Genomic DNA, 26210 nt, shown 5'->3' on the forward strand with positions numbered 1-26210 from the left:
TCAGCGCGTATCGGTGAGCCGCTCGACCATCTCCGCGAGTTCCCGGTCCGGATCCACCGTCACCCCGACGGCGCGGGCCGCACCGTCGAGCACATACCAGGCGTAATCGGCCAGATCCGCCACCACTTCGGCGCGGGTGCGCCTGGGCCGCGCTTCCGCGACCCAGGCGGCCAGTACACCCTCGACCATGGTCACGACCGCGAACGGCACCGGTTCCAGCGCGTCCGCGTCCACCCCCACGATCCGCCCGATGGCCTCGATCAGCTCACGCGAGCGCGCCGTGATCCGGATCTTCAGGCTGCTGATGGCGTCCGCGCCCTCCGGCCCACCGGCCGGCGGACCGGTACGCGCGAAGGCGGTCAGATTGGGGTGGTCCGCCATCCAGTCGGCGACCGCGCGCACGGTGCGGGTGATGATCTCGCGTACCGAGCCGGAGGAGATATCCAGTTGCGCGTCCAGGACCTCGGCGAGATCGTCGATCAGATAGGACCGGATGCGCCGATCCAGATCTTCCCGCCCGTCGAACTGCCGGTACACCACGGATTTGGCGACCCCGGCCCGGGCCGCGATCTGGACCACCGGGATATCGGTCCCCGGCGGCTTCTCCTCCAGCAGTTCGACGGCGGCCCGCAGGATTCGCAGCTGCCGCTCCGTGTTGTGCTGCTCCCAGCGCGCCTCGTAGCCATTGCGGGCCCTCGGCATCCGCGACCGCGGCGAAGCCACCGACATGCCTGGCAGTGTACCGAGCACCCCGCGCCGGGCGGCCGTCCGCGGATGGCCGCCGGCTCGCACACCGCCATGAACAGGGCCGTATCGATTTTCTTACCGAGAATTCACCCCGGACCGGCAATTGTGCACGAGCAAATGAAAGCACATTTACACGAACGTTGATTTCGGGTTACGCGCGGAGACGTCGCGCAATACATCCGATAAATTTTACGAACCGGCCGTTCGGTCGATTTCCGGCGGCGCATCCGCTCGAGAAGATGCGAAACCTGTTCTCGCACAGACTTGTCCACAATACCGCGATATCGGGCGTTCCGACACCCTTCGAGTCGTGCGATACAGTGCATTACGAATCCATGGGCAGCCGGATCGAAAAACGCTAGAATTGCGACACATTGGTACCGGGCGGGTCCGGCGATCTGCTGTCACTACGTTGCTCGGTCGCGGAATTCTCGGCGACACCGGTTTCGGGGACGGCTTATTCGAAGCAGCGTGAAATACACGCGGCGACCCGCCGGCGCACCACGCGTACAGGAGGCAAGGATGCCCGACAACACCGGCCCCGAGGAGAACGACGTGGAACCGACCGGCGAGCACGCACCCGTGATCTGGCCGGAACCCAGCCGGCTGGATTCCTGGTGGCACGACATCATGACCGACCGAGGGGCGGCGATACCGGCCGGCGAAGCCGAACCGGTCACGCCGCCTCTCACCCGGTTGCGGCCGACATAGCGGCGATACGACCGGAGCCGCCACGCGGGCGGCCGATACCTACCGCGCGGATCCGGGCCCGTTCCAGCCGCGTACCGGAGTGAGCCGGACCAGCGGGATCTCCCGGCTGGTCCGTTCCTGGTAGCCGCGATAGACCGGGTAGTCCGCGGTGATCCGCGACCACAGCGGCGCCCGCTCCTCGGGCGAGAGGATCCGGGCGGTCATCGGCCAGCGGGGGCCGTTGCGGAACGCGACCTCGACCGCGGGATCATCCCGGAGGTTCAGGTACCACGCCGGGTGGGTGGGGTCACCGGCCCGGGAGGCGACGACTATGTAATCCTCGCCCTCGACCACGGGCGCGGTGAGCATGACGGAGCGGGGCCGACCGGATCGGCGGCCCTTCGTGGTGAGCTCGAGCGCGGGCATCCCGTAGTACTCGGTTCCCCAGCGCCCGAAACTGAGGCACAGCAGCGCTCGGTGGGCGGCATTGACGGCCTTCAGCGTGAAATTCGATGGCATGGCGGCTCATCCTCCGGTTCGCGACAGCCCGTCCAGCAAATCAGCTCGGGTCGCCGCCGTGCAACGGTGCGGCCTCCCGCGCTGCGCCGCCCGCTCGCGCCGAGACCGCTTCCGGCAGCACTGCTTCCACGTTCGCACGGCCACGCCCCACCGAAAACGTCCGCCGCGTACGGGTCGCCCCGGCCCGCCGGACACACATCTACGCGACCCCGGCCGGCCGCACCGAATCCCACCGATGTAATTCGAGATCCTTGCCATGAGAGCTCCGAAAGCATCGGTGGGGCAATTTTTTTCCGACGCCGTATACCGAAGAATATTCGGGCGCGGCAACATTGCGTACAGCCATCGAGATGCTGTTAGCCAGGTAGTTGCCAAGATCTTATTCGCCGAGTCGGCCCACCGGAATGTCCGCGGTGGATGCCGCCGAGCTCGGCCGTATCCGATCATCCGGCCAGGACAGGATCCGGATCCAGGAGGAAGCGCATCGCGCCCGTACTCGCGGAACCTCCCGGAAAACCCGGTGAACGAGAACACAGGAGGGGGCAACCCCCAGGACGTCCGATGCCGGGGACGGGCCGGCCACACAGAGCTGGCGGCCGGACAGATGAGTGGCGCCCACAGAAGAGTAGGGAGCTGTTCTCGAGAAAAGAGAAGGTCCCGGAGAGAATCTCTCCGGGACCTTCCCGTAGTAGCGGGGACAGGATTTGAACCTGCGACCTCTGGGTTATGAGCCCAGCGAGCTACCGAGCTGCTCCACCCCGCGTCGGTGAATACAACATTACACACGGGTTCGCGGTCTGCCAAATCGCCAGCTCGGGGCACTGTTCGGCCTCGCCAGCCACCCACTCCGGCCCCACCGGCAAGGCGCTCACCCCACGGTCCGCCGCACGGCGCGAAGCCGACCCGGAGAGAAGCTCCACGGCAAGCCACAGAAGGTTAACGGTGCGATTGCCACGTTTCCGAAGCGCTATTCGCGTGACACGAATTACCTATTTCGCGTGACCTCTGTCACATTTCCGTGTCGCGCAGCGTTCGTGTGGGTAGCGGAAAATCCGGATTTGACCTGGAACTTTGCATATATTCGCGGTCCGCGCCAATACACATATTGATAGTTATCGATACGTGATCTGACGAGATTTCTTCGTTACCGTCGTTCGCAGGCCCCGACCAGACCGGGACGGGCCGGACCGAACCGCAGAACACCGGCAACCCTGTCCCACGGTTCGGATCAAACCCCGACACATCACCTGGGGACAGGGGCACGCGGCTGGTATCGCGCTGCCGGTGGGCACAGGGAGGGATTCGCATATGACCAAGACCCGGAAGTTCAGCACCCGCGCCCTCGGCATCACCGCTATCGCCGGGGCTCTCGTTGCCGTACCCTTCGGTCTTTCCACTGCCACCGCTTCGGCCTACTCGGGCAACTGGGACGCTGTCGCCCAGTGCGAGAGCGGCGGTAACTGGTCCACCAACACGGGTAACGGCTTCTACGGTGGCCTGCAGTTCACCCAGAGCACCTGGGAGGCCAACGGCGGCAGCGGCCAGGCCCACAACGCCAGCCGTGAAGAGCAGATCCGCGTCGCGGAGAACGTGCTCGCTACCCAGGGACCCGGCGCCTGGCCGGTGTGCGGTTCGTACCTGTGATCCCGACCGGCGCGTACTGAGCGCCGGTGCCCCAGCTCTTACGAAGAGGCGCTGTCATCCGGTCGGATGACAGCGCCTCTTCACATCGCTCGGCGGACCGGGTACCCCGGCCGGGCCGTTATCTCCCGGCGTCCTGGTAGGCCTTGACGGCTTTCTCCAGATCGTCCAGTGCCCGGCCGAAGTCCTCGAAGTTACCGGTCCGCATCGCGTCGCGAACATCCTGGATCTTACGATCCAGCTCCGCCGCGGCAGCGTCCTGCGCGGCCGAACCCGAACCCGCCGGCGGAGCCGTACCGCCGGACGTGGCGGTACCCTGATCCTCCGGTTCCTCCGGCCTGCTCTGCGGAGGCGCGGTACCCGGACTCGGGCGGGTGGCCGGATCACCACCGGAGGGCGTGGCCAGCGCCCCGGCGCCGGGGAGCACCTGGTTCAGCGCGTCGGCCAGCGTCGATCCGTAGCCGACCTTCACGCTGCCGGCCTGATCCCGGTAACTCACCAGCACCCGCAGCAGCTGAGGGAAGGTTGCCGTGTTCTGACCGGTATTGCGCTCGTTGTAGAACGGTTCGACATAGAGGATGCCGCCGTCCGCCACGGGCAGGGTGAGCAGATTCCCGTATCGGATCTTGTTCGAATTCGACAGCAGCGTCTTCTCCTGGGAGACCTGCGGCGCCGTCGTCATCGTGTTCTGCGTCTGCTGCGGACCCTGGGTCTGCGTATCGGTGGGCAGTTGCAGAATGCGGAACTTGCCGTAGCCGTCCGGATCGGAGCGCACCGATATATAGGACGACAGGAACTGCCTGTTGTACCCGACCATCGCGCTGGTCAGGTTGAACACCGGCTTACCGGTCTCCGGATCGCCCAACAGCACGTAGTACGGCGGCTGGCTGGCCGTCACACCCTCCACCGTCGGATCGGCGGGCACCGACCAGAACGCGTTGTTGGTGAAGAACTCGCGCGGATCGTCGACGTGGTACTTGGTGAGCATTTCGCGCTGCACCTTGAACAGATCCTCGGGGTAGCGGAAATGCTCCCGCAGTTCGGGGCTGATCTCGCTCTCCGGCACCACCGCGTCGGGGAAGACCCCACGCCAGGCCTGCAGAACGGGATCGCTGGGATCGGTCTCGTACAACTTCACCGTGCCGTCGTAGGCGTCGACGGTGGCCTTGACCGAATTGCGGATGTAGCTGACTTCCTTCCGTGGCAGCAGGCGGCCCGTGCGCTGATCGATACTGTCCTCGACCGCACCCTCCAACGAGGTGGTCTGCGCGTAGGGGTAGCTGTCCAGGGTGGTGTAGGCGTCCACGATCCACACGATGCGGCCGTCCACGACCGCGGGATAGGCATTGCCGTCCGGGGTGAGCCAGGGCGCGACCTTCTGGACCCGGTCGCGCGGCGACCGGTTGTAGAGGATCTTCGACTCGCTACCGATCGCCGAGGAGAACAGGATATTGCGTTCGGCGTACTTGGCCGCGAAGGCGAGCCGGTTGAACCAGTTGCCGATCGGCACCCCGCCGGAACCGTCGTAGGTGAACCGCGCCTGGTCGGTATCGTACTCGCGGGGCGACTGCCCCTCCTGCGAGCCGACGATGGCGTAATCGGGATCGGACTGCGAAATCAGCTCACCGTAGTAGATACGCGGCTGGTCGACCTTGATCCGCTGCTGGTCCTTCGGGGTGAACAGATCGCTGACCAGGAAGATCGGGTAACCGGAATCGCTGCTACCGCCCGCGGCGTTCGGATCCTCGGACTGCGGCCGGTTGACCCGGTTCGCGGGCGCGGCGACGAATCCGTTGCCGTGTGTGTACACGGTGTGCTTGTTGATCCAGTCGGTCTGGTTACCGCTGAGCGTGGCCGGGGACAGCTCGCGGGCCGCGACGATGTAATCCTGCACCTGGCCGTTGAGCGAATACCGGTCGATATCCAGCGCCTCGGGGAAGCCGTAGAAATTCTTCAGCTGCCGCAACTGGGTGAACGTCGGCGACAGGATGTTGGGGTCCAGCAGCCGGGCATTGGCGATGGTGGCGTGATCGACCGGCACCTCCACCGGACTCTTGCTGCTCTCGCCCTTGTAGGCGATATATTCGATCTTGTCGTCGGTGATCCCGTACGCGTGCCGGGTGGCGTCGATATTGCGCTCGATGTACTCGCTCTCCTTCTCCGCCGCGTTCGGGCGCACGGAGAACTGCTCCACCATCAGCGGCCACACCGCACCGACCAGTACCGAGGAGAGCACCAGCAGCGCGGCCGCCATCGCGGGCACCCGCAGATCGCGCAACACGACTCCGGCGAAGAAGGCCAGCGCGCAGATGATCGCGATGGACAGCAGGATCAGCTTGGCCGGCAACACCGCGTTGATATCGGTGAACGAACCACCGTTGAAAGTGGGTTCCTTCCGGCTGCTCATCAGCAACTGGTACCGGTCGAACCAGTACGCGACCGCCTTGAGCAGCACGAAGATCCCGGCCAGCACCGCCAGCTGGATTCGAGCGGGGGTGGTCAGCACCCCCTCGCGTCCGGTCAGGCGCAGGCCCCCGAAGATGTAGTGCGTCACCAGATTCGCGAAGAACGCGATCACCACCGCGACGAACAGCCAGTTCAGCACCATCCGGTAGAACGGCAGATCGAAAGCGTAGAAGCCGACGTCGAGTCCGAACTGCGGGTCCGTACGCCCGAACGATCCACCGTGCAGGAACAACTGCACTGTCACCCAGCTCGACTGGGCCACCAGACCGGACAGTACGCCGAGCAGAGCCGGGATACCGAGGCCGAACAGCCTGAGCTTGCCGATGACCGTGGTCCGGTACCGGGCGATCGGATCACCGGCGCCGGAGGTGGGGACGAACACCGGCCGTGATCGGTACGCCAGCAACAGCGCCAGCCAGACGATCGCCCCGACCACGAGTCCGACCACCAGGAAAACCGCGATCCGGGTCAGCAGCACGGTCAGGTAGACGCTGCGGAAACCCACCTCTCCGAACCACAACCAGTTCGTATAGGTATCGACGAGCCGGGGCCCTACCAACAGCAGTGCGGCCAGCACCACCGCCGCCACCAGCAGCAGTCGGCTGCGCCGCGACAGCGACGGTAAACCGGCGGAAGGGCGCATGCCCACGATGCCACTCTCCAGGGTCCGGCGGCGGGCGACCCGGTAGCGCCACCGGCCGCCGCGCCGCAGTCCGAATTGTTGCGGTCGGGTCCCTCGGACCCTCTGCGCCCACTCTACGGAAAACGGACATCTTCGCGACCGCAGGGTTGGGGCGGTGTCGTGGCACCGGATGCGAGGATGGTCGAGTGAGCGCCGATCTGCATGCCGAAATCGTCCTTGCCCGTTCCGTCCACGAGGTCGCGGAGTTCGTGGACGCCGAAGGCTGGGGCAGAGCGCCGCAGATGTTCGCGCTGGTACGCACCGCGGACCTGGTGGCCGCCGAGCCCGCCCTCATCGATCAGGTCGACGCGGCGGACGAACTGACTCCTGTCGCTCAGGACCCGCTGCCCGACGAAGTGGCCGGCGGCATCATGCCGCTCGACGAATTCCTGGCCACCACCAGCTGGCCGCCCGCGGTGGCGGGCTGTGTGCTGGTCCAGGAGATCACCGTCCTGCCGCCGGACGCGGAGAGCGATCTCGACGAAGCCCTCACCCCGCTGCTGGCCGATGCCGAGGCCGCGGACGCGGCCGGCCGGGCCGCCGCCCGAGCCCATCCGGGCCGGCGCGAAGCCCGGCTCTTCGCCGCCGCGCTGCGCTCGGGAAACACCTTGTGTCTGCTGCAATTACGGCCGGAATCGGATGAGGAGGCCGACGCGGAACTGGAATTGCGCACCTATCCCGATCTCGCCCCGAACCTGGTGGAGGCACTCCGGCAGACGCTCGAGGACGCCGCCGAGTAACCATCGGCGCGGCTCCCGGGCCGGCGCGGCCGGGTCACCCGCAGCTCGGCACCTCCCGGCCGGCCTCCAGATCCTCGAGCGCCTGAACCGCACCCGCCAGGCTCTCCACCCGGATCAGGCGCAGGCCGTCCGGGACGCGCTGATTCGCCTCGTTGCAGTTGCCGGCGGGCACCAGGAAGGTTTCGGCGCCCGCTTCCCGCGCGGCCATCATCTTGTACTGGATACCGCCGATCGCGCCGACCTTGCCGTCCTGATCGATACTGCCGGTCCCGGCGATGAAGTTCCCGCCGTCCAGGTCACCGGGGCTCAACTTCTCCACCAGCGCGAGACTGAACATCAACCCGGCGGACGGCCCGCCGATATCGGCCAGGTTGAAGGTGATCCGCAGCGGCGGCGCCGCGGCCTCGGTGGGAGTCAGGCCCATATAGCCCTTGCTCTCGTCGTCCGGGCGGGCCCCGAGGGTGACGGTGTCCGTCCGCTCCGCACCGTCACGCCGGTACACCACGGTCACCACCGCGCCCGGCGCCTGACCGGAGATCTCGCTCACCACATCCTCGGGAGTGGAGATCGGCTTCCCGTTGACACTGACGATCTGATCGCCGGGACGGAGCTTCTCCTGGGAAGGCCCTCCTTCGGCGACCTCACGCACCAGCACCGCGGTCGGCAGATTCAACTGATGCATCGCCGCGACCTCGGCGTTGCTCTCCGAGGTCTCGAACTCCTGCTCGTTGGACCGATCGACCTCCTCGCGGGAGACCCCCGGCGGGTACACCTCCGCGCGGGGGACGATGCCGTGCCGGCCACTCACCCAGAAACCGAGCGCCTCGAAAAGAGTCAGGCCGTCGCGTACCGCGACCGTCGTCATATTGAGATGGCCGGAGGTCTTGTCCACCTCGGCGCCCGTCACATCGACCACATCGCGCCCCTCGACTTCGCCCAGCGTGTCGAAGGTGGGGCCGGGACCGAGCGCGACGAAGGGCACGGTGTACACGCTGCCCACCACCCCGAGTAACAGGACCGGAAGCAGGGCGACCAGGAGCGTGATGATCCGACGATTCACCCGGTCAACACTAGCCATCCGGACCCGCGCAATGCGGGACGGGCACGCGCGCGTGGCATGCGACAGCCGGGCGGGACGACGTCAGGCCAGCCGGGCGAGGACCTGCTTCACTTCGGCCAGGGAGGGATTGGTCGCGGTGGAGCCGTCGGCGAACTCGATCGTGGGGACCACATGGTTCCCGTTGTTCACACTGCCGACGAACTCCGCCGAGGCGGGGTCCTCTTCGATATCGATCTCCACATAGCTGATCCCCGCTTCCTTCAGCTGGGTCTTCAACCGCCGGCAGTAGCCGCACCAGGTGGTGGAGTACATGGTCAGATCGGGTGTCACATCACTCACGCAGGAAGCAACACATCTACCCCGGCAAGTGTTCCGTGTTCATTTGCCCCGCCTGCGGCGGGGCGGGTCGGGGTGTGGGCCGAGCTGGTTGGTGAAGGGCCGGTCCGGCGGTTTCGGATCGGCCGGGCCGAGGACGGGGCACGGATGCCTGTCGGAGCCCTGTGCACAATGGACGGCGTGGCCGCACTCGATCTCTCCGCTCTGGATCCGGAGCAGGCCGCCGCGGTCCGCGCCCCGCGCGGGCCGGTGTGTGTGCTCGCCGGAGCCGGTACCGGGAAAACCCGCACCATCACCTATCGCATCGCTCATCTGGTGGCGGCCGGGCAGGTCCGTGCCGATCAGGTGCTCGCGGTCACTTTCACCGCCCGCGCGGCGGGGGAACTGCGCGGGCGGTTGCGCTCCCTCGGCGCGGCCGACGCGGCCGGTGCGGTGCAGGCTCGCACCTTCCACGCCGCCGCGCTGCGGCAGCTGCGGTACTTCTGGCCGCGGGTGGTCGGCGAGGTACCGTGGCGAATTCTCGAGGGTAAGTTCCCGCTGGTCGCCCAGGCCGCGAACCGCGTGGGTATCGCGTCGGGCACCGAGAGCGTCAAGGATCTCCTCGGCGAGATCGAATGGGCCAAATCGTCACTGGTGGCACCCGAGGACTACGCTGCCGCGGCCACCGCCCACCAGCGCGATATCCCTTTTGCCGCGGCCCGGGTCGGTGAGGTCTACGCGGCCTACGAAACGTTGAAGACCACGCCCGAGGGTCTGCTGCTCGATTTCGACGATCTGCTCCTGCACACCGCGGCGGCGCTGGAAGACTATCCGGCGGTCGCCGACGAGTTCCGCGAACGCTACCGCTGCTTCGTGGTCGACGAGTACCAGGACGTCACCCCGCTCCAACAGCGGGTGCTGGACGCGTGGCTGGGCGACCGCGACGATCTCACGGTGGTCGGCGACGCCAACCAGACGATCTATTCGTTCACCGGCGCCACTCCGGCCTACCTACTGGATTTCTCCCGCAGGTTCCCGGACGCCACAGTGGTGCGGCTGGAACGCGACTACCGGTCCACTCCGCAGGTGGTCGATCTCGCCAACCGGGTGATCGCCATGGCGCGGGGCCGGATCGCCGGGACCCGGCTCCAGCTGATCGGGCAGCGGCCCGACGGACCGGAACCGGTCTTCGCCGAGTACGGCGACCTGGCCGAGGAAGCCGCCGCGGTGGCACGGCAGATCGAGGAACTACTGGCCGCGGGCACCCCGGCCGCCGAGATCGCGGTGCTCTACCGGATCAACGCCCAGTCGGAAGCCTACGAACAGGCGCTGACCGAGCACGATATCGCCTACCAGGTCCGCGGCGGTGAGGGATTCTTCCAGCGACCGGAGGTGCGTCAGGCGGTCCAGGAGCTGCGCAAGACCGCGGCCCGCGACGATCTGCCCGATACCTCCCGCGCGGGCGAGCACCTGGTCACCCTGGTGCGGGCGGCTCTCGCCCGGCTCGGGCTCACCGCCACCGCCCCCGCCGGGGCGCAGGCCCGGCAGCGCTGGGAGTCACTGGTCGCGCTGGTGCGGCTGACCGAAGAACTGCTGGCACAGGAACCGGCTCTCGAACTCGGCGGACTGCTGCGCGAGCTCGCCGCGCGCGCCGAGGCCCGGCATCCGCCCACCGTGCAGGGTGTGACCCTGGCCTCGCTGCATGCGGCCAAGGGGCTGGAATGGGACGCGGTGTTCCTCGTCGGGCTCACCGACGGCACACTGCCCATTTCGTACGCGCTCAACGGAGACGGCTCGGTGGCCGATCCGGCCGCACTGGAGGAAGAACGCCGGCTGCTCTATGTGGGGGTGACCCGGGCGCGGGTGCAGTTGCGGCTGTCCTGGGCGCTGTCCCGGGGCGACGGCGACCGGCGGCCCCGCCGGCGCTCCCGATTCCTCGCCGGGCTGGTACCGGAGAATTCCCCTGCCTCCCGTATCTCCGCCGCGCCGCGGGCCGCCGATACGCCCCGGCCGGTGTGCCGCGTCTGCGGACGTGCGCTACTGGATTCGGAAACCCTGCTGCTGCGCCGGTGTAAGAACTGTGTGGGACAACCGGATCTGGAACTGCTGAGCGCTCTGCAGGATTGGCGGCGGGAGAAAGCCGAGGAACTGGCGGTGGATCCGCGCGGCATTCTCGGCGTGAACACGCTGACCGCCATCGCCGAACAACTACCCGAGGACGAGGCGGGACTCGCCGCCCTCGGGGTGGGCGAGAGCAAACTGCGGCAGTACGGCGCGGAGGTGCTGGCCATCATCAGGTCCCGGCGGGCCGCGCTTTCGCGACGGTAACGGGCGCGAGTGCGCGTGGATCGCGCGAAACCGCAGGTAGAAAATAGGTTGTCGACTCCGGCGAGATTGCTTAAGGTGGAAATCGCGCTCGGGAGGGTACATCGACGCGCACAGTTGAATTCGGATCACGAGTACAGGAGGGAGGCAGACACATGAACGGCACCACGAATTACGGCTTCGTCACCGTAATGCCGAATACGCGGTTGTCGGCTGCTTCCCGGGGGTTCCTCGCTCTGCAGGGGACCGGCCTGTCCTGCATCGATGGTGCGGGAGCGCCGCGGCGCATCCGCTATTCGCATGAGTCGAACGTCGTATCGCAGGACCAGTCCCTCGCGATCTGGCTGCCGGTCGCCGCACCCGCGGCAGCCGGCTCCTTCGCCATCGCTCCCGCCGCAGCACCCGCGGCGGCCGATAAGCGACCGGAAAGCCTTCGCAAAGGACACCACGCGACCGTGAACAGGCGGCCCCGGAGCCGACCGAGGTAGGGGCCGAGCCCCCACTCCCTGGCCACGGGTCGCACCAGCGAAACCGTGGCCAATTTTTTTCGGCCTTCAGCCCACAAGGCATCGGTTTCGCGGAACGAACACCGAACCGCTGCACAACAAGCTGAAGGAGAACGACGTGGTCACCACCACCCAGAGCTGGCCGTCGGCCACTACTGCCGTGGCGTGTCGCACCGTGGCAACCGAATCCGGAGACCAGCGGCTGCCCACCCTGCCCTGCCGGGCGGGGAACCCGGATCTGTGGTTCGCCGAGAGCCCGGTTCAGTTGGAGGAAGCCAAAGCACTGTGCGCCGCCTGCCCGATCCGGCAGGGCTGCCTGAGCGCGGCCATCGATCGGCGGGAGCCGTGGGGTGTGTGGGGCGGTGAGATCTTCGACCAGGGAGTCGTGATCGCTCGCAAGCGCCCGCGGGGACGGCCGCGCAAAGTCGCCACCTGTGTCTGACGGGGATCGCGTATCCACGCCACCCGCGGATACGCCCCGGCACCGGAAACGAGCCGCTCATCGCTTCGCCGATGAGCGGCTCGTTCGCGTTCGGGCGGGATTCGCACACCGGTCGGAGCCGGTCGGCGACCCGTTGTGCCGGAATACTTCTCAGGCGCTGTCGCGCTCTTCACGGAAACCCGGCAGCCAGGTGGCGGCCAATTGTATGAACGGCACCTCGGCATCGAGCTGGGCACAGATACCGATGGATCCGCCGAGAACCCGGAAGATCATGACGTATTCGGCGGGCAGCATCATCGCCCGGGCGGTTTTCATCTCCGGCGCGGAGTAATCCGTGGCCTTCCCGGCGACCCGCTGCATCCAGCGCCGGGTGAAATGGAACGATTCGGAGCGGATCGGGTCGGTGAACGGACGCAGGTACTCTTCGATTTCCTGTTCGGTGATGGTACGTCCCGGCAGGACCCATCCATTGGCATGCAACAGTTCGGTGAGCCGTCCGTACTCCTCGGCCACCGCGAGCGCCAGGATCCGGCCCAGCTGCTCCGGGAAACCGCCCGGCAGCGGCGCGCAGGCGCCGTAGTCGATAACCGCCAGCTTCCCCTCGGGGGTGATCATGAAGTTACCCGGATGCGGATCGGCGTGCAGCAGCCCCACCGTTTCGGGGGCGGAGAAATGGAACCGGCCCATCAGGGCGGCCACCCGGTTGCGCAGGACGCGGGTGCCCTCGGGATCGGCCGCACCGGCGGCGATAACGGCGGAAACCGGTGTACCGTCGAGCCATTCGCTGACGATCACCTTCGGGGCACTGGCGACCACCTTGGGCACCACGAACTCCGGATGCCCGTCGTAGGCCTTGCTGAACGCCCGCTGATTGGCAGCCTCGTTGCGGTAGTCCAGTTCCTCCTCGGTGCGCTCGGTGATCTCGGCGAGCATCGGTTTGACGTCGGCGCCGGGAATGACCTTGGCGAACAGGCCGGTCATCCGGTTCAGCGTGCGCAGGTCGGCACGCAGCGCCTCGTCCGCGCCGGGGTACTGCACCTTCACCGCCACCGGACGACCGTCCGACCACACCGCCCGGTGTACCTGGCCGATACTCGCCGACGCGGCGGGGGTGTCGTCGAACGATTCGAAACGTTGACGCCACCCGGTGCCGAGTTGCTGATCGAGTACCCGGTGTACGGTGGCGGCGGGCATGGGCGGGGCGGCGGCCTGCAATTTGGTGAGCGCCTCACGGTAGTGCTCACCGAACTCCTCGGGGACCGCGGCTTCCATCACACTCAGCGCCTGACCGAACTTCATGGCGCCGCCCTTGAGTTCCCCCAGAATGCTGAACAGCTGTTCGGCTGCCTTCTGGTTCAACTCGGTATTGATTTCCTTACGATCGCCGCCCGCGAGCTTCTTACCGAAACCAACCGCGGCACGACCCGCTACACCGAGCGGAATCTTGGCTAACTTCGCATTGCGGGACATGGGCCGGCGCACGATCTCAGACACTCCCCCATAATGGCCGACGAAACGGGGAACAGGCCACGGAAACCGAAGAGAATTACCACACCCTTCCGAATGTGACTGTGATCACAAATCCTTTTCGCAGGTGTGCACCAGACAACCGCACTCGGCATGCGGCGGCCACGGGCGACGGCTCAGACAGCGAGAATCGAGATCCAGCTCGAGAGCTCCGTTCAAGGTTTCCAACCGGTATCGGGGTTCGCAGGCGATGATGCGCTCCAACTCACTCAGCGCCAGCGCCGCCACCGCCGCGATGCCGGCGGGACTCGCATGCCCCATCCGGCCGAGCAGTTGCGCGGCCAGGCGTGGCCATTCCGCATCGTGTTCACAACGGGTCAGATCCGCACATCGCAGACAACTGGTACGACCCGGCAGAACCAGCGGTCCGACGAGCCCTTTACCGTCACGCAACCGGACCACCAGATGGGCGGTTTCCGAGCGGGTCAGATCCCGCACCAGCCGGGGATCGGGGATCAGGGCATCGGTGAGAACCACCAGATCCGCGGCTGGAACCTTCGTATCCGGCTCACCGCGGTAATCGCGGGATCGCTGCGCACGAATACCGAGTTCACGCAGGCCCGCGGTAATCGCCTCGGCAAGCGGGCCGATACCGTGCACCCGGATCGACCGTACCCGGCCATCCGGCTGCGGCGGGTGAACGAGCAGAGCGGCGGATTCGAGTAATTCGAACAGGGCCGTGGCCGCGGTGGGATCGAGCCCCAGCGCGCCCGCTCGCCAGATGATCTGGGGGCGGCTGTTCAGTCCGTCGAGCAGCCGGAGGAAGCCGAGTACCTGCTGGGTCTCCAGGCCGGGCGCCGCGCACAGCACGGCGGTCTCCGGATCCCAGCCCAGCTGGACCCAGCCGTTCGAGCGCACCAGAATCGGAACCCGAGGGTGCAGCAGGGGCCCGCGTGGCCGAAGCGTCGTCATGGGGGAAGTATGCGACCCACCATGCGGCCCAACAGGCGCCCCGACGCAGTTGTCCACAGGCACACAGCCTGTGGACAACTGCGTTTTCCGAGGTCGGGCACGTCCCCACCGCGCCGACGAGCCCCCGACGAAATCTCTTCGACGGGCGCGGGACCACTTTCCGAAGCGGCGCTCCCGCTAGCGCTTACCGTCCTCGGGGTTCTGCGGCTCCTCCGGGTCGGTGTCATCGTCCGCGGACCCGGGCGCCGCCTCGCCGCGTTCGGCGGCCTCGGTGGCGGCCAGCTGGGCCAGCGGATCGTCGAAAACGTCCGCACCACCGCCGAGCACCGAATCGATGAACCGGGCGGGTGCGTCCAGATCACCGGCGGTCGGGAGCAGATCGGGATGCGACCACACACCGTCGCGCGCCTGGATACCGGCATCGTCGGTCAGCCGTTGCCACAGAGTGGCCGCCTCGCGCAATTTACGCGGCCGCAGCTCCAGACCCACCAGGGTGGCGAAGGTCTGCTCGGCGGGGCCACCGGTAGCGCGGCGGCGGCGCAGGGTTTCGGCCAGCGCACCGGCGCCGGGCAGCCGATCACCCACCGCGGCCGCCACCACCACCTGCACCCAGCCCTCGATCAGCGCCAACAGGGTCTCCAACCGCTCCAGGGCCTGTTTCTGCTCCGGAGTCGTCTGCGGTTCGAAACTGCCCTGCGCGAGGATCTCCTCGAGTTTGGACGGATCGGTGAGCGCGGAGGGATCCAGATTGCGGGCGGCATCCTCGAGCGCGGAGAAATCCATGGTGATACCGCGCGCGTAGTCCTCCACGGCGCCGAGCACCTGCTGACGCAGCCAGGGCACATGCGCGAAGAGTCGCTGGTGCGCCACCTCACGAGCGGCGAGGAACACCATGATCTCGCTCTCCGGCTGTTCCAGGCCCTCGCTGAACTCCGCGATGGCCGTGGGCAGCAGCGCGGCCGTCCCGGCGGGCCCGAGCGGCAACCCGATATCGGTACCGGTCAGCACCTCCTTGGCCAGTTGGCCCAGGGCCTGTCCCAGCTGCGAACCGAAGGCCAGCCCGCCCATCTGCCCCAGCATGCCCATCATGGGCCCGGCCAGATCCCGCGCCTCTTCCGGTAGACCCGAAACCCACATACCGGAGACCTGCTGGGCCACCGGATCGCACAATCGCTGCCAGGTGGGCAGGGTTTTCTCGATCCAGTCGTCGGCGGTCCAGGCCTCCGCGCCGCTCGCCCCGGCCGGGAAGGTGGTCGCGTCGTCGAGCCACAATTCGGCCAGACGCGCGGCATCGGCGACCGCGGCGGCCGTACCGCTGGACACCGGCGGGACGGTCTTACCGAGCTGCTGGCGGGCCAGGCGCTTGGCCACGTCGTAGTTGACCGGTCCGGCGCCGCCCCCGGTCATACCCTGACCCATACCGCTCAGCATCTGTCCCAGTGAGGTCAGCATCTGGCCGAGTGCCGCGGGATCGAAGCCGGCGCCGCCGGTACCGAAACCGAATGGATCGTTACCGCCGCCCGGTTTGTCACCGCGGCGGCGATCATCGTCGTCGTCGCCCTGCGAGAAGCCGAACGGGAAATCACTCATCGCGCCTCACCCAACGAAAGAGTATCCGGGTGGTGTCCGGGGAGGGCGCACGAACCGGAGCGTCCGGCCGGCGCATCGTGAAGCTGCATATCGTCCATAGTAGGCGCGGCGAACCGCCCGGTCCGCCGCACCGGCCGCGCTTCGCGCTGGGTGAACATCCACGCGGGCGGGCTCACCCCGCGACCGGCTCGTCTCCGGCGGCCCAGGACTCCACGATCGTCCGGGCGATGGACACCGAGCCCGGTAGCAGCAACCGCGGGCCGGGCGTGGTGTCCGGCCCGGTACCCGCCGCCGGCCGGGTGCGCCAGCCGCCCAGGGCCAGCGCCTCGCGAACCTCGGCCCGGGTGAACCAGTGCGCCTCGGCGATCTCCCCGTCGGAGAAAACCAGCGGTTGCCCGGGATCGGCAAGGGCGCAGAAGCCGAGCATCAGCGAGCGTGGGAACGGCCACGGCTGACTGCCGAGATACCGGATATCGCGGACATCGAGGCCCACCTCCTCGCGCATCTCCCGTTCGACACATCGCTCCAGCGACTCCCCCGCCTCCACGAAACCGGCCAGCAGGGAGAACATGGTCTCCGGCCAGTTGTGCTGGCGGGCCAGCAGTACCCGGTCGCCGCCGTCGTGCAGGAGGCAGATCACCGCCGGATCGGTGCGCGGGAAATCCTCGCGCCCGTCCTCGGCCATCCGGGACCAACCGGCTTTGGTGGATACGGTCGGGCTTCCGTCGACGCCGTGATAGGCGGCGGAGGCATGCCAGTTGATCAGCGCCAGCGCGGTGGCCAGCACCCCCGCGGTGAAATCGTCCAGTGATTCGTCGGCGAGCCGGCGCAGATCGCTCAACCGCCCGGTGAGCTCGGGATCGCTGACGGCCCACAGATGGGTGCCGTTGTCGACACCGAGAAACACCGCCTCCGGGCTCGGCTCGTCCGCGAGACCGGTGGCCGCGTCCCAGATCAGCGCGCCGGATTCATAGCGGACGGCGCCGCGCCGCCCGACCCGCAACAACCTGGCGGTGGGCCAGCCCTCCTTCAGCGCGGCGGCGTCGGCACGCAGATGGTCGGCACGGTCGAGCGCCGAGCGGGACAGCAGGGGCACCTGATTGAGTTGGAATACGGCCACGTTACGAGAGTATCCCGGCCCGGAAGCGACCGTGCCGGGGTCAGCGGGCGCGACGGATGTAGAGGAGTTTGTCGCCGGATTCCAGCGCGTCGGCCTCGGGCTCGCCCACCCGGATCAGCTCTTCACCGCGCACCACGCCGAGCACGATATCGCTGAGATGGCGGGGCGAGCCACCGACCTCGCCGGGCTCGACCTCGCGTTCGGCGACCGCGAAACCGTGCTCGGGGGTCAGCAGGTCCTCCATCATCTCCACCACGCTGGGTGTGGTGGTGGCGATACCGAGCAGACGACCGGTGGTCTCCGAGGACACCACCACGGAATCGGCACCGGATTGGCGCAGCAGGTGAGTGTTCTCCGATTCCCGGATCGAGGCGACGATCTTCGCCTTCTTGGTGAGTTCGCGGGCGGTGAGGGTCACCAGGACAGCGGTGTCGTCACGGTTGGCGGCCACGATGACCGAGGCGGCGTTCTGCACCCCGGCCAGGCGCAGCACATCGGATTGGGTGGCCGACCCGTGCACGGTGACCAATCCGGCGGTCGCGGCGGTTTCGAGCGCCACCGCGTCGGTGTCGACCACGACGATATCGGCGGGCTGCACGCCGTCCCCGAGCATGGCGTCGATCGCGGTGCGGCCCTTGGTGCCGTACCCGACTACGACGGTGTGATTACGCACGGTGCGCCTCCAACGCTGGATCTTCAAGGCCTGGCGGGAACGTTCGGTGAGTACGGCCAGGGTGGTGCCGACCAGAACGATGAGGAACAGCACACGCAGTGGGGTGATGACGAAGATGTTCACCAGCCGCGCCGAATCGGTGACCGGGGCGATATCGCCGTACCCGGTGGTCGACAGGGAGACGGTGGCGTAATAGAACGCGTCGAGCAGGGTCACCGAACCGTCGGCGTTGTCGTGGTATCCCTCCCGGCCGAACCAGACGACGAGCGCGGCGGCACACAGCAGACCGATCGCGAACAGAACCCGGCGCGTCAGCGAGATCCAGGGACTGTTCTGTACCTCCGGGATGCGCAATATCCCGACCAGTGCGAAATCCGGCCGTTCGACCGATCCGCGCAGGTTGCGCGCTCGCCCGCCGAGATCGGCGAACCGCGAACTCACCGGTGGCACCTCCCGCCGCACCGGACGCCGCTCGCATCCTTCACCGTCAGTCCCTCCGACACAGCTCGGGAGCCTACCCGTTGCGCACCCGGCACGTCGGCCGCGCGGTGGTCGCCGCTCTCTAAGGTGGGTGTATGACAGAGCGTCCGCCCACCGCCGCTCCCGATTCCGGCCGCACTCCGGCACTGCGGCTGGCCGCCGTGCTGCTGGGCGCCGGCGTCCTGCACTTCGTGGCGCCGAAACCGTTCGATTCGATCGTCCCGCCGCGTCTGCCGGGCAAGGCGCGTGCCTACACCTACTGGTCGGGTATCGCCGAGATCGGTGTCGGAACAGCACTGCTGATTCCCCGGACCCGGCGGCTCGGGGGCCGGTTGGCGGCGCTGCTGTTCGTCGCGGTGTTTCCGGCCAATATCCAGTTCACGGCGGATTCGGTGCGCAATCCGAAGGCACCCTGGCCGCTGAAGGCGATCTCGGTGCTGCGGCTGCCGATGCAGTGGCCGCTGATCACCCAGGCGCTGGCGGTGAGCCGCCGGACGCCGCCGACTCGTGGAGCAGGGCGGTGAGTTCGTCCGGGCCCGGTAGCCGCTCCGGTGAGACGGTGCGGCCGCTGCGTACGTAGTAGAACGCGGCGCCGATCCGGTCCAGCATGCGCTGTTCGGTCTCGCCGGTCCGCGCCGCCAGCAGCCGCGCCCAGGCCAGGCGGTAGACGGCGAGCTGCACAGCGACGGCGGCCTCGTCGGCGGGGCCCGGCTCGGCACCGGTTTTCCAGTCGACGATCGTCCAGCCGCCACCGGGGTCGGCGAATACCGCGTCCATCCGGCCGCGGATCACGACACCGGCGATCGTGGTTTCGAACGGCACCTCGATCTCCACCGGCCGGCGCGCGGCCCACGGAGAGGACAGGAACGCCTCCTGCATCCGGGCCAGATCGGCGTCCGTCGCGGCGCCGGCATCCGCGGCACCGGGCAGATCGTCCAGGCCGGGTAGCTGATCGGTGGCGAACCAGCGCTGCACCCACGCATGGAAGGCGGTGCCACGACGCGCCAGCGGGTTGGGTGGATAGGGAAGCGGCCGGCGCAGGCGTGCGGCGAGCCGGCCGGGGTCCGCGCGCATCTCCACCAGAGCGGTGGCGGGGAGCTGGGTGGGAAGTTCGACATGGGCCACGGCGGCCGCACCCGCCCGGTATTCGGCGAGCAGGGCGTCCACATCGGCGATCCAGCCGTCGGGGTCCTCGCCGGGCTCGGGATCCGGTGTCCCGTCGGCCAATTCCTCGAGTGCCCGGTGGACCAGGGCCGCGCCCTCCTCGATATGTTCGCGGCGGGCACCGAGCGGATCGCCGGGCCACGCCGCGGAGACCGGGGCGGTGGCCAGCGGGTTGGGCAGTCCGGGTTCGGGGTCCGGCGCCCAGACCGCGATATCCACGCCGCTTCCGGGCCGTTCGGCTGCCGCTTTCACCTCGAGCAGGAACTCCGACGGCCCCTTGGGTTTCTCCCCGGTCTCCGGCCAATGGTGCGCCGAGACCAGCAGAACGCGTTCGGTCCGGGTGAGCGCGACGTAGAAGAGCCGGCGGTCCTCGTCGAGGCGGCGGCGCTGCAACGCTTCCTTGTGTGCGGCGAGCCCGCGCTGTAACTCCGCTCTATCCGTGAACTCGGTGGTGTCCAGCACCGGTACCCCGTCCGGGGATTCCGGGGTGGCGCGATCGCCGCGCAGGGCCGTGGGTAATTCGGCCAGGGCACCCAGCCAGGTGTTCACCCCGCGGGTCGAGGGAAACACGTCCCGCGTGACATGCGGTACCGCGACCACCTCCCACTCCAGCCCCTTCGCCGCGTGCACGGTGAGCACCTGGACCCGGTCCGGCGCGACCTCCACCTCACCGGGTTCGAGCCCGTTCTCCACCGATTCGGCCGCGGCGAGAAAGGCCAGCAGACCACTCAGCCCGGCTCCCGAATCGTTCGCGTAGCCGGCGACGACCTCGGCGAAGGCGTCCAGATGTTCGCGGCCGGCGCCGGAACCGGTCAGCGCGCGGCGGGCCTGGGTCTCCACTCCGACACCGATGGTGCGTTCCACATCGGCGACCAGTTCGGTCAGCGGCTGCCCGGCGCGTTCCCGCAACATCGCCAGCTCCCGGCCCAGCGCGGTGATGCGACGGTAGCCCGCCACGGAATAGCGGTCCGCGGGACCGGGATCGGCGAGGGCGTCGGCCAGGCCGGCACGTTCCGCAGGTTCCGGGGCGACCTCGTTCAGGGCGGCGGCCAAAGTGGCGGAGTCGGTGATCGCGGCACCGGATTCCCGGCGGATCGACAGTTCCCGGGCCCGGCGGGCCAGCGCGGCCAGATCGGCCGTACCGAGTCGCCAGCGCGCGCCGGTGAGGATCCGCACGGCGGCACTGCCGGCCGCCGGGTCGGCGAGCAACCGCAGCGTGGCCACGATATCGGCCACCTCGGGTGTCGAGAGCAGACCACCGAGGCCGACGATTTCGACCGGGAGGCCTCGAGCGCGTAGCTCTTCGGCGAGTTCGGCGGCATCGGCGTTGCGGCGGATCAGCACCGCGGAGGTGGGTGGGGGCCGGCCGGCTTCCCGGGCGGCCGCCCATTCGGCGGCGATCCGCTCGGCGACCCAGCGGCGTTCGGCGGCCACGGTATCGGTGAGTGCCAGCGCCACCGCACCGGGTCCGGCACCGGGTGCGGCACGCAGCGGGTCGACGGTGACCCCGCCGCTCGCCCGCGCGGCGGCACGCAGGGGCTCGACGACCATATTGGCCAGGTCCAGCGCCTCCGGCGGATTACGCCAGCTGGTGAGCAGCGGCAGCACGGGCGCCGGAACGCCCGGGCGCCGGGGGAAGTCGGTGGTGAACCGCGGCAGGTTGGCGGCCGAGGCACCACGCCAGCCGTAGATGGACTGCATAGGATCGCCGACCGCGGTCACCGCGAGCGGGCGGGCCGCCGGGCCCCGCTGCCGCCGCTCGGCGGGGTGCTCCCCGCCGAAGAGCGCGGAGAGCAGGACCCGCTGCGCATGCCCGGTGTCCTGATACTCGTCCAGCAGCACCAGCCGGAACCGCGCGCGTTCGGCGGCCGCGACCTCCGGGTGTTCGGCGGCCAGACGCGCCGCCAGCGACATCTGCGCACCGAAATCCAGGGCGCCGCGCTGGTGCAGCGTTTCGCGCAACTGCCGCACCAGCGGTAGCAGGGCCACCCGCTCGCGTTGCGCGCGCAGGATCGACAACAGCTCCTTGTTCGGCCCACCGCGCTGCCGTGGACCGGGCGGGAGGGTGTGGACGAGTTTCTCCAGTTCGGTATGCGCTTCGGCCAGCTGCTCCGGTTCCACCAGATGTTCGGCGAGCTGCCCGGACAGGGCGAGCACCGCCTCGGTGACGGTGAGCGGCGAACGGTCGGTATCGAGGTCTCCGTCCCAGCTGCGCACCACCTGATGCGCGAGCTGCCACAGCTGGGTTTCGGTGAGCAGCGTGGCCGAAGGCTCCACCGGCAGCAGCAGACCGTGTTCGCCCAGCAGGCGACCGGCATACGAGTGATAGGTGCTGATCTCCGGTTCCGCACCCGCCAGGGCAGCCCGCAGCTCGCCGGACGGGTCGAGGTCGCGCACCAGCCGGGACCCGGCGAGCCGCGCCAGGCGGGTGCGGATCCGGGCGGTGAGCTGCTGGGCCGCCTTCCGGGTGAACGTCAGTCCGAGTACTTCCTCGGGCGACACCAGGCGATTGGCCACCATCCACACGACACGGGCCGCCATGGTTTCGGTTTTACCGGCGCCCGCCCCCGCCACGACCAGCACCGGTCCGGCTTGCGCGGCGATCACCGCGGCCTGTTCCGCGGTCGGCGGGGGGAGGCCGAGCGCCTCGGCCACCTGTCCCGGCGTGACCCGGGCGCTCACTCCTCGGTCACCTGACGTCCCGCGTCCTGCACCGGACAACTGTTCTTCACGGTGCAGTGCCGGCAGCCTTCGTTGCGGACGGCCAGGAAAACCGGCCCTTCGGTGGCCGCGGCGGCGGTGTGGATGGTGTCGCGCCAGGCCTCGAGCGCCTCGGCGTCCAGCGCGGGCTGGGCACGTTCCTTGGCGACCCCGGAGGACGCCGGCGCCCCGACGTACACCAGCCGGGCGCCACCGGCGCCGGTTTCGGATGCCTCGTCCAACGCGCCCGCCGCGGCGGCGACCTGGTAGGTGGCCAACTGGGCGTGCTGGGTGGCGTCGGCCTCGCTGACCGGGGTCCGGCCGGTTTTGACATCCACGATGACGAACCTGCCCTGCGCGTCCCGTTCCAGCCGGTCGATCCGGCCGCGGATACGGACAGCGGGCTCCCCTTCGGCGCGGGCGGGCAGCACACAGTCGACGGGCACCTCGATACCGGCCTGGGTGAGCTCACCCCGGGTGGTGCGCACCCAGGCGACGAATGCGTCCAGCATGGCCTCGGTCCGGCGCAGTTCCTGCCGGGAGTACCAGCCGGCCTCGGTATCGATACCGCTCCAGGTGCGGGTGAGTTCGGCGCGCACGCGATCCAGCGGTATCCGCCCCGCCAGCGCCTGGACCAGGGTGTGCACCAGGGTGCCCTTGACGGCGTGTGGATTCTCACCGTCCGACCCGCCGTGGTGTTCCAGCGCCCACCGCAGCGGGCAGGCCCGCAACACCTCCACGGTCGAGGGGGAGAGCGCCACCGGAGAATCGTCGTGCCACAGCGTCTCGGTGGAACTCGGTGTGGCGACGCCGTACCAGTCGTCGGGTGCGGCGCCCGGGATACCCGCGAGGGCCAGCCGGGCCAGCTGACCGGCGGCTCGGCGGCGCCGCTCGGTTCCGGCGCCGGGATCGCACACCACCGCGCGCAATTCGGCGACCACCGCGTTCAGGGCCAGCACCCGGCCGGGTTCGGCGACCGGAAGCGCGCCGGGCTCGCCGTCCCCGTCACCGCCGAGCAGTTCGGACAGGAACCGGGAAGGGACCAGATCCCGTTCCCCACTCACCGATTCCACCGCGGTGACCAGCAGTGATCGCCGCGCCCGGCTGCACGCGACGAACAGCAGCCGGCGTTCCTCGGCCAGGATCGGGGCGGAACGGCTGACTCGCTCGGTGATTCCGGCGACCTCGTCCACCAGCTCCTCGATGTGCAGCAGGGTGCCCCGGAGACGAGGATCGGGCCAGATGCCCTCCTGTACCCCGGCAACGGCGACGACCGTCCACTCCCGTCCGGCCGCGGCGTGGGCGCTCAGCAGATCCACCGCCTCGTCACGCCGGGCCCGCGCCTCCCGGTCCTGCGCGATGTGCTGGCGGTCCAGGTATTCGACGAAACCCTCGATGGTGGCGCCCGGTAACCGGTCGGTATAGGCGGCCGCGGCCTCGAACAACGCGACAGCGGCGTCGAGATCGCGATCGGCCTGCATCCCGGCTGCCCCACCCCGTTGGGATTGCGCCAGCCAGCGCCGCTCCAGCCGCGATCCGGTCCACAGCGCCCACAGCACATCTTCGAGGCCACCACCGGCGCGGCGCACCCGGCGCGCGCGTTCCAGCGCCCGTCCGGCCCGTTTCAGCGGCGCGAGCTCGACATCGGTCAGACCCGCCGGAATTCGTTGGTCGCCGGAGCCGAGCAGAAGTTCCCGCAGGATTTCCACGGAGGGACGTTCCGGGCCGGCCGCGGGGCGAACGGGCGAATCGGTGCGGCCGGGGGCATCCGCTGCACCGGCCCCGGTGGGCGCGGCGCCGGCCCGCCCGGCGGCCGGAGCTCCGGCCGTCACGGGTGCCGCGGCGGCACGAACGGCTGCGCCACCCGCGGGCGGCGGCGCGTCGTCCGGGAGCAGCTCCTCCCCCTCCGCCGGGTCCGGCGGGAATTCCTCCTCGTCCACCGGTTCCGGCGGCAATCCGTCCCACGGATCGCGGGGCGGGTCCTCGTCGAGCCCGTACCAGTCCGCGTCGGCGGCGTGGCGCGCCGTCTCGGCGAACGGATCACGCACCGGCGCGGTGTCCGGGGCGTCCTGCGGCCACTCGGGATCGGGGACGGGGGGTTCCTCGCACGGCTCGGGTGGCGGTTCCGGGGCCACCGCACCGGCGTCGGCCGCCTCATCGGCGACCGGCGCGGACCGAGCCAGTTCCACGCTCGCGCGGCGGATACCGCGGCGCAGGCGCCGCAGGCCGATCTGATCGGCGCCGCCGAGCGGACCGGTCAGCAGATCCAGGGCATCGTCGGGCCCGAACAGCGCTTCGGTGGTCCCGGCGCCGCGGCGCAGCTCCTCACCGGCCAGGACGGCCCGTAGCGCGAGCAGCATCCAGGCGGCACCGCGGCGGCGGGCCAGCGGCGTATCGTCCGCGGGCTGTCGTACCGGTACCCCCGCCGCCAGCAGCGCGCGCCGCAGCGGCGGCAACAGCAGCGGTACCGATCGCACGATCACCGCCATCTCCGACCACGGCACCCCGTCGGTGAGATGGGCGCGGCGCAGATGGTCGGCGATGAGCGATGCCTCCTTGGCCGGGCTGCCGAGTACCCGCACCCGGATCTCCGCGGCCGGCGCTGCCGCGGCGCCCTCGGCCTCCTCGGCAGGTTGTTCCCCGCGCTCGACCGGCCCCAGATCGGCACGAGTGGTGCGGTGCGTGGCCGTACCCGGTAACCGGGAGGCGATACGCGCCGCCGCGGTGATGAGCGCCGGCCCGCAGCGATGGTTGTCGTAGAGGATTACGCGCCGCGATTCGGGCACCTCGAGTTCGGCGAGGAAACGCGGATCGGCACCGCGGAAGGTGTACACGGCCTGGTCGGGGTCGCCGGCGATCACGGTGGTCCCGGCTCCGGCGGCGAGCACCCGTACCAGCAGCGCCGCCTGGGGATCGAGGTGCTGGGCGTCGTCGACGAGCAGACAGCGCAGTCGCGCCTGTTCCCCGGCCAGCAGTTCGGCGTCCGCGGCCAGGACGTCCAGGGCCGCCCCCACCAGTTCCGCCGCGTTGAGCGCGGGCGCCGAGGCCTCCGGTGCGGCCACCCCGACCGACCAGCGCAGCAGCATCGCCTGCTCGTAACGCAGCGCGAACCGCCCGGCTGCCACCCAGTCGGGACGGTCGCGCCGCCGGCCGAGTTCGACCAGATCTTCCGGGCCCAGCCCGCGTTCGGTGGCGCGCAGCATGAGATCGCGCAGTTGATCGGCGAAACCGGTCAGGCCGAGGGCGGGCCGGAGCCGTTCCGGCCACAGATCGGTGGCACCGGCCGCGATATCGGCGATATCGCCGCGCAGCATCTCGCGCAGCACCGCGTCCTGTTCGGCACCGGTGAGCAGCCGGGGCGGCGGGTTACCGTACCGGGCGGCCTGCCGGCGCAGGATCCCGAACGCATAGGAGTGGATGGTCCGGGCCAGTGGCTCCCGGGTCGCGCCGGCCACCCGGGCGGCGGGCGGTACGGCGGAGTCGGGGCCGGCCGGCGGGAACAGCGCCGGTTCGGCCGGCACCGCCGCGGCACCGGGCACGGCGGCGAAACGGGGGGCGCACACCTCCCAGTGGGTCAGTCGTTCGGTGAGGGCGTCGCGGGCGGCGGCCGCCGACTGCTTCGAATGGGTGAGCAGCAGAACCGATTCCGGGTCCGCTCCCCCTGCGATACGCGCCGCCGCCACATCGACCAGCAGCGCTGTCTTCCCGGTGCCGGGGCCACCCAGGACCTGCCATATCGCACCCGCACCGGGTTGCGCGGCGGTTGCCGCGTGCTCCGCGGTGAACAGCGCGCGTATATCGGCCCCCCAGGTCCGAGCCCGGGGAGCCGCCGTTCTCCGGCGCACCAGCCGCACCGGCCTATCCGAACGCACCACGACGGCTATTGCAACAGACGGTGCCGACACCGCCGA

18 protein-coding genes and 1 tRNA gene are annotated in these 26210 nt (G+C 69.2%); 6 read left to right on the top strand and 13 right to left on the bottom strand.

Features of this window, described 5'->3' with window-relative positions:
• Positions 1-729, bottom strand: a complete 729-nt coding sequence (locus ACYR7D_RS00440; protein ID WP_459547659.1) for a TetR/AcrR family transcriptional regulator — start codon at positions 727-729, stop codon at positions 1-3.
• Between the two features lie 540 nt (positions 730-1269).
• On the opposite strand from ACYR7D_RS00440, the gene ACYR7D_RS00445 reads away from it, so the two are divergent.
• On the top strand, positions 1270-1458 hold the full coding sequence (locus ACYR7D_RS00445) for a hypothetical protein (RefSeq protein WP_459547660.1): 189 nt from the start codon (positions 1270-1272) through the stop codon (positions 1456-1458).
• A gap of 39 nt (positions 1459-1497) precedes the next feature.
• On the opposite strand, the gene ACYR7D_RS00450 is transcribed toward ACYR7D_RS00445, so the two are convergent.
• Positions 1498-1956, bottom strand: coding sequence for a nitroreductase/quinone reductase family protein (locus tag ACYR7D_RS00450; RefSeq protein ID WP_459547661.1), 459 nt, complete (start codon positions 1954-1956; stop codon positions 1498-1500).
• A 689-nt stretch (positions 1957-2645) separates the two neighbouring features.
• A tRNA-Met gene (locus ACYR7D_RS00455) sits at positions 2646-2719 on the bottom strand.
• 545 nt (positions 2720-3264) lie between these two features.
• Here ACYR7D_RS00455 and ACYR7D_RS00460 point away from each other — a divergent pair.
• Positions 3265-3600 (top strand): transglycosylase family protein, encoded by a 336-nt coding sequence (locus tag ACYR7D_RS00460; protein ID WP_459547662.1) that lies wholly within the window; start codon positions 3265-3267, stop codon positions 3598-3600.
• A gap of 118 nt (positions 3601-3718) precedes the next feature.
• Here ACYR7D_RS00460 and ACYR7D_RS00465 read toward each other — a convergent pair whose 3' ends face one another.
• The gene (locus ACYR7D_RS00465) at positions 3719-6712 is read right to left on the bottom strand and encodes a UPF0182 family protein (protein ID WP_459547663.1); all 2994 of its coding nucleotides are present in this window, start codon (positions 6710-6712) and stop codon (positions 3719-3721) included.
• A 179-nt stretch (positions 6713-6891) separates the two neighbouring features.
• Between ACYR7D_RS00465 and ACYR7D_RS00470 the strand changes: the two genes are divergently transcribed.
• Positions 6892-7485 (top strand): PPA1309 family protein, encoded by a 594-nt coding sequence (locus ACYR7D_RS00470; RefSeq protein ID WP_459547664.1) that lies wholly within the window; start codon positions 6892-6894, stop codon positions 7483-7485.
• Positions 7486-7519: 34 nt separating this feature from the next.
• On the opposite strand, the gene ACYR7D_RS00475 is transcribed toward ACYR7D_RS00470, so the two are convergent.
• Both ACYR7D_RS00475 and ACYR7D_RS00480 read right to left on the bottom strand, forming a co-directional pair.
• Positions 7520-8545, bottom strand: a complete 1026-nt coding sequence (locus ACYR7D_RS00475; RefSeq protein WP_459547665.1) for a YlbL family protein — start codon at positions 8543-8545, stop codon at positions 7520-7522.
• Positions 8546-8626: 81 nt separating this feature from the next.
• On the bottom strand, positions 8627-8857 hold the full coding sequence (locus ACYR7D_RS00480; protein ID WP_459549939.1) for a mycoredoxin: 231 nt from the start codon (positions 8855-8857) through the stop codon (positions 8627-8629).
• A gap of 195 nt (positions 8858-9052) precedes the next feature.
• On the opposite strand from ACYR7D_RS00480, the gene ACYR7D_RS00485 reads away from it, so the two are divergent.
• Together ACYR7D_RS00485 and ACYR7D_RS00490 are read left to right on the top strand one after the other, a co-directional pair.
• Complete coding sequence (locus tag ACYR7D_RS00485) at positions 9053-11188, top strand: ATP-dependent DNA helicase UvrD2 (protein ID WP_459549940.1); 2136 nt, start codon at positions 9053-9055, stop codon at positions 11186-11188.
• Between the two features lie 663 nt (positions 11189-11851).
• Positions 11852-12133 (top strand): WhiB family transcriptional regulator, encoded by a 282-nt coding sequence (locus tag ACYR7D_RS00490; protein WP_459549941.1) that lies wholly within the window; start codon positions 11852-11854, stop codon positions 12131-12133.
• 150 nt (positions 12134-12283) lie between these two features.
• Here ACYR7D_RS00490 and ACYR7D_RS00495 read toward each other — a convergent pair whose 3' ends face one another.
• The 5 genes from ACYR7D_RS00495 to ACYR7D_RS00515 all read right to left on the bottom strand — a co-directional run bounded on the left by ACYR7D_RS00495 (position 12284) and on the right by ACYR7D_RS00515 (position 18396).
• Complete coding sequence (locus ACYR7D_RS00495; RefSeq protein WP_459547666.1) at positions 12284-13627, bottom strand: ABC1 kinase family protein; 1344 nt, start codon at positions 13625-13627, stop codon at positions 12284-12286.
• 81 nt (positions 13628-13708) lie between these two features.
• On the bottom strand, positions 13709-14572 hold the full coding sequence (locus ACYR7D_RS00500) for a hypothetical protein (RefSeq protein ID WP_459547667.1): 864 nt from the start codon (positions 14570-14572) through the stop codon (positions 13709-13711).
• A 177-nt stretch (positions 14573-14749) separates the two neighbouring features.
• Complete coding sequence (locus ACYR7D_RS00505) at positions 14750-16162, bottom strand: zinc-dependent metalloprotease (RefSeq protein WP_459547668.1); 1413 nt, start codon at positions 16160-16162, stop codon at positions 14750-14752.
• 172 nt (positions 16163-16334) lie between these two features.
• On the bottom strand, positions 16335-17282 hold the full coding sequence (nudC, locus tag ACYR7D_RS00510) for an NAD(+) diphosphatase (protein WP_459547669.1): 948 nt from the start codon (positions 17280-17282) through the stop codon (positions 16335-16337).
• 40 nt (positions 17283-17322) lie between these two features.
• Complete coding sequence (locus tag ACYR7D_RS00515) at positions 17323-18396, bottom strand: potassium channel family protein (protein ID WP_459547670.1); 1074 nt, start codon at positions 18394-18396, stop codon at positions 17323-17325.
• 134 nt (positions 18397-18530) lie between these two features.
• On the opposite strand from ACYR7D_RS00515, the gene ACYR7D_RS00520 reads away from it, so the two are divergent.
• Complete coding sequence (locus ACYR7D_RS00520; protein ID WP_459547671.1) at positions 18531-18959, top strand: DoxX family protein; 429 nt, start codon at positions 18531-18533, stop codon at positions 18957-18959.
• On the opposite strand, the gene ACYR7D_RS00525 is transcribed toward ACYR7D_RS00520, so the two are convergent.
• Both ACYR7D_RS00525 and ACYR7D_RS00530 read right to left on the bottom strand, forming a co-directional pair.
• Entirely contained in the window at positions 18901-22281 is a 3381-nt protein-coding gene (locus ACYR7D_RS00525) for an ATP-dependent helicase (RefSeq protein WP_459547672.1), read from the bottom strand. The genes ACYR7D_RS00520 and ACYR7D_RS00525 overlap by 59 nt on opposite strands.
• Positions 22278-26171, bottom strand: coding sequence for a PD-(D/E)XK nuclease family protein (locus ACYR7D_RS00530; RefSeq protein ID WP_459549942.1), 3894 nt, complete (start codon positions 26169-26171; stop codon positions 22278-22280). Before ACYR7D_RS00530 ends, ACYR7D_RS00525 begins: the two co-directional genes overlap by 4 nt.
• Positions 26172-26210: the final 39 nt, after the last annotated feature.

This window comes from Nocardia sp. X0981, assembly GCF_977089955.1.